The organism is Pseudomonas sp. K5002, from assembly GCF_013386655.1.
Classification (GTDB): domain Bacteria; phylum Pseudomonadota; class Gammaproteobacteria; order Pseudomonadales; family Pseudomonadaceae; genus Aquipseudomonas.
Map to the genome: position 1 here is coordinate 1 of NZ_JACARK010000624.1, position 3972 is coordinate 3972.

Consider the following 3972-nt stretch of genomic DNA (forward strand, 5'->3'; position numbering starts at 1 on the left):
CCGAAGACCATGCCGATCAACGCGGCACTCATTACCGGGCCGAGGCTGGCGCGGTCGATACCCCAGTCCTGGGACAGCGCCGGGGCGATGAAGCCCATGGCGGCCGTGTCGAGGCCGTCGAGGAAGACGATGAGAAAACACAGGATCACCACTCGCCACTGATACCGCGACAGCGGCTGGGCGTTGATGAAGGACTGAACGTCCAAACAAGTACCGACAGCAGGTGAAGGCTGATTCATTATTTTTATTTCCACACCGATGGGCGGGCGAACGACCTTGAGTCGTCATTATTATTGGGGCGGCGCCTTGAAGCGCTGCCGCACATTAATAAGCCTTGGGAAACACCGTCAATTCATCCAGCCGGGATCTGTGCGGTCACCGAACAGCTTACGCAAACAGCTGCGCGCTCAGCTCCTGGCTGGCACTGAGCATGCTCGGCAGGAAACGCTGCTCCAGCTCGCTGCGGCTGACCCGCCCGGCATGGGTGCTGACGTTCAGTGCCGCCAGGACCTGGCCCGAAGCGTCGTACACCGGCACGGCGATGGAACGCAGCCCTTGCTCCAGTTCCTGGTCGACAATGCACCAGCCCTGCTGCCGCACTTCCTGCAGGCATTCGAGCAAGGCTTGCGGGGTGGTGAGGGTGCGGCTGGTCTTGGTTTGCAGGTCGGCGTGGTCGAGGTAGTCCTGCAGCGAGGCGTCATCCAGCGCCGCCAGCAGGATACGGCCCATGGAGGTGCAGTAGGCCGGGAGACGGCCGCCCACGGAAAGGTCGACGGAAATCAGGCGTTGGGTGGTGGCGGAGCGGGCAATGTAGAGGATGTCATCACCTTCCAGGGTTGCCATGTTGCACGCCTCGTGGAGCTGCTCGCTCATGCGGTCCAGGTACGGCTGCGCCGAAACGGCCAGGGGCGTGGACGACAGGTAAGCGTGGCCGAGGGTCAGCACCTTGGGCAACAGAGAATAGGTACGCCCGTCGGTGGTGGCGTAGCCGAGTTTGATCAGGGTATGCAGGCAACGGCGTACGGCAGCGCGGGGGATTTCCGTGCGGTGGCTGATCTGGGCGATAGTCAGGTGGCGCTTGCGCTCCTGGAATGCCTGCACCACGGCCAGGCCGCGGGCCAGGGAGGTCATGAAATCCGGATCACCGGTAAACGCCTGGATGCGCTTGGCCGGTGACGCAACGATCGGCGGCGCCACTGATGCGAAGGAGTTGCGCAATTGATCGTTCATTTGGGGTCCTTTCTCTTATTTTTAACCGCTGCGGGAGGGTGACCGCTATTACAAGCCGCCGTGCAATGGCTGCACAAGGCAGGGCAACCAACATTGGGCGATTATCGGACGGTCATTCGATTATCGCAATTTGTCACCGCCGACCGGTGCCGGAACCCCTCTACATCCATTTGAGTGCCTTTCAGAATCGACTGATGTACGAGAGAAGTTAAGGTTGATTAACGCCTGTAGAACATTGCACGATTTATGGCGCCAATAGTTCAGCAAATACCCCACACACCTGCGTAACAAAACCCTCACACAAAGTTGACGATTTTTAACTTGTTGGCGATAGTGTTATTCAAGCGCGTGGCTATAATGCATCCTGTGCAGGAGCCAGCCTCGCCTGACCCCGAGGATAGATTTCACCCAGTCGTGCACCGGCTGCGTGCAGGCTCCGCCGCAAGTACCTGACACACATTTCGAATGCCTGCCAACTGCTTGTGGCTGTGACAAGAAAACTGTTGCTACGACAACTGCTCTTCTCCGGTATCGTGGCCGCGTGCAATAAAGAAGTGGTTTTTCCTGTATACCTTTCCACGCTGATCTTCAGATTGACGGTATACCGGGGGCGACTTCCCGGCATCGCGTTTCGCCGGAATCAAACTCAACTCAATTAGGTAACAATGTGACGAAAGACGAACTGCGCGCGGAACTTGAGCGCCAGGAACAACGTTACAAGGATGTTTACGGCGGGGAAGTCACCACCTACGCCGCCCAGCCAGAACCTGAACGCAAGCCATGGCGCAAACGAGCCAGCCTGCTCGACCAGGCCTTTGCCCAGGAAATCCAAAAGATTGAACAGGACCTCAAAGCCGAAGAGCCATAAGCGTTTCGGGTTGAGCTTCCAAAGGTGCCATCTCTCTGCCAGTACCACGCTGGTGGAGGGAAGCCCGTTATGTGGCCTTAGCGAAATTTCATACGATTGTTTCAGTTATTCCCTTCCGGCGCTTTATCCCGCGAATTTGATGGATCCTCCATATAAATCAATCACTTGCCAAAGCCCCGAAAACACCGGGATGCACGCCTCCCCCCCATTTTTTTTCGTTGAAGAATGTTACCGATGAGCAGCTAGTGCATTGATTACCGATGTTTTCTGGCATAATCGCGCCCCCTTACGACCGGGTCAGAAAACCTTCATGATCGATTTATTCAGCGGACTGGATGCTTGGGTTCTAGTGAGCCTGCTGCTCGCCCTGGCCTTTGTCCTCGCCTTCGAGTTCATCAATGGCTTTCATGACACCGCTAACGCGGTTGCCACAGTCATCTATACCAAAGCCATGCCTCCGCATCTGGCCGTGTTCTTCTCCGGGGTGTTCAACTTCCTCGGCGTGTTGCTCGGTGGGGTCGGTGTTGCGTATGCCATCGTGCACCTGCTGCCGGTGGAGTTGCTGATCAATGTGAACACCGGCCACGGTCTGGCCATGGTCTTCTCATTATTGGCAGCGGCGATCACCTGGAACCTCGGCACCTGGTATTTCGGGATCCCGGCGTCCAGTTCCCACACCCTGATCGGTTCGATCCTCGGTGTCGGCCTGGCCAACGCCCTGATCAACGACATTCCCCTGGCTGACGGCGTCAACTGGCAGAAAGCGATCGATATCGGCGCTTCGCTGGTGTTCTCGCCGATGGCTGGTTTCGTGGTTGCCGCCCTGGTGCTGCTGGGCCTGAAATGGTGGCGCCCGCTGTCGAAGATGCACAAGACACCGGACCAGCGCCGCAAGCTCGACGACAAGAAGCACCCGCCGTTCTGGAACCGCCTGGTCCTGGTGATTTCGGCGATGGCCGTGAGCTTCGTGCACGGCTCCAACGACGGGCAGAAAGGTATTGGCCTGATCATGCTGGTACTGATCGGTATCGTGCCGGCGCAGTTCGTACTGGACCTGGGCAGCACCACTTACCAGATCGAGCGCACCCGCGACGCCACGCTGCACTTGAATCAGTTCTACCAGCGCAATCAAGAAACCCTCGGTGAGTTCCTGGCCCTGGGCAAAAGCGTGAAAGACGATTTGCCGGGCAAGTTCCAGTGCAATCCGCAGCAGACTGAACCGACGATCAACGCCCTGCTGGGGACCTTGAAAGGTGTCTCTGACTACCATTCGTTGACCGCCGAGCACCGGATTGAAGTGCGTCGTTATCTGTTGTGCCTGGATGACACCGCGAAGAAGGTGGGCAAGTTGCCAGGCCTGGATGCGCGTGAGAAGTCGGACCTGGACAAGTTGCGCAAGGACCTGACGGCGACCACCGAGTACGCGCCGTTCTGGGTGATCCTGGCGGTGGCACTGGCCTTGGGCCTGGGCACCATGGTGGGCTGGAAGCGTGTGGTGCTGACCATTGGTGAGAAGATCGGCAAGCAGGGCATGACGTATGCCCAGGGTATGTCGGCGCAGATCACCACGGCCAGCATGATTGGCTTGGCCAATATCTTCAGCTTGCCGGTTTCCACGACCCATGTGTTGTCTTCGGGTGTGGCGGGGACCATGGTGGCGAACAAGAGCGGGCTGCAAGGTGGCACCGTCAAGACCATTCTGATGGCTTGGGTGTTGACGCTACCGGCGACTGTGGGCCTTTCGGCCGGGTTGTTCTGGTTGGCTTCCAAGGCTTTGGGTAGCTGACAGCTCTTGGGCTTGTGAAGAGGGTGCGACCTGTGAGGGTCGTGCCTTTTTTTATGGCTGGGGTTTGGGTGTATATCCGTTATTTAGG

At 58.1% G+C, this 3972-nt stretch carries 3 protein-coding genes and 1 pseudogene; 2 read left to right on the top strand and 2 right to left on the bottom strand.

Annotated elements, in window-relative coordinates; genetic code table 11:
* Both HX846_RS24935 and pcaR read right to left on the bottom strand, forming a co-directional pair.
* Nucleotides 1–239 (bottom strand): annotated as a pseudogene (locus HX846_RS24935) (aromatic acid/H+ symport family MFS transporter); the annotation flags it as partial.
* A 148-nt stretch (nt 240–387) separates the two neighbouring features.
* Entirely contained in the window at nt 388–1230 is an 843-nt protein-coding gene (pcaR, locus tag HX846_RS24940) for a pca regulon transcriptional regulator PcaR (protein WP_003219833.1), read from the bottom strand.
* A 667-nt stretch (nt 1231–1897) separates the two neighbouring features.
* On the opposite strand from pcaR, the gene HX846_RS24945 reads away from it, so the two are divergent.
* A complete protein-coding gene (locus HX846_RS24945; protein ID WP_003219834.1) occupies nt 1898–2098 on the top strand; it encodes a hypothetical protein in 201 nt (66 codons plus the stop codon).
* A 310-nt stretch (nt 2099–2408) separates the two neighbouring features.
* Nucleotides 2409–3884 (top strand): inorganic phosphate transporter, encoded by a 1476-nt coding sequence (locus HX846_RS24950; RefSeq protein WP_003219836.1) that lies wholly within the window; start codon nt 2409–2411, stop codon nt 3882–3884.
* Nucleotides 3885–3972 lie beyond the last annotated feature (88 nt).

Coding starts and splice junctions, on each gene's coding strand:
- HX846_RS24950 (WP_003219836.1), top strand. CDS start 2,409: ATGATCGATTTATTCAGCGGACTGGATGCTTGGGTTCTAGTGAGCCTG.
- pcaR (WP_003219833.1), bottom strand. CDS start 1,230: ATGAACGATCAATTGCGCAACTCCTTCGCATCAGTGGCGCCGCCGATC.